Origin of the sequence: Aeromonas lacus, assembly GCF_000764665.1 — a bacterium.
GTDB lineage: Bacteria > Pseudomonadota > Gammaproteobacteria > Enterobacterales > Aeromonadaceae > Aeromonas > Aeromonas lacus.
Genome location: NZ_JRGM01000119.1, coordinates 1 through 601, shown reverse-complemented (window position 1 = coordinate 601; position 601 = coordinate 1). Strand labels below are relative to the sequence as shown.

Genomic DNA, 601 nt, shown 5'->3' with positions numbered 1-601 from the left:
CTGTAGATGGTGTGCTTTACTCAATGGTATTTGTCCCTGAAGTAGATAATGACCTCAACAGCTTTAATGTCCGTTCCCATTATGTCAAAGAACTTGCCTATGAAATGGCTAATGGTATGGATAAGAATGTAATGCGTATCATCGCTAAGGCTGCATTTATTACTGATAAGGCAGCAGCAGAGAAAGTATTTGGTGTGGGCAATGTTCTGGCTGATGAAGTATTTACCGATAACGTGACCTTTGCCCAATACGGCACTGATGGTTCTAAGCTGACACGAGGCCAGCAGATCGTAGATGCAATCTATAAAGCTCGCACAGAGTTTGTGAAAAAAAATGTGCCACACATCGACACAGCAGTTTGTATTCTGACTCCTGATGACTATGAGGCTCTTGTAAACGCTGCACAGGACATTAATAAAATGCCTTGGATGCACAAGCAGTTTAAAGGTCTGGTGACATTTGATGAAAAGCTGGATGGTTCAAACCATAATCCCATGACTGGCCTGAAGATTGCCGGTATTCAGATTTATGAAACTAACCACTTGCCGAATAAAAACGAGCTGAATGGTCTTATTGGACAACCTGAACCTCTCCCCGTGGA

General features: G+C 42.6%; 1 protein-coding gene. It reads left to right on the top strand.

Features of this window, described 5'->3' with window-relative positions:
* Window positions 1-601 (top strand): major capsid protein (locus LG31_RS0107855; RefSeq protein ID WP_033113936.1); only part of this gene is annotated, 601 nt, incomplete at both ends.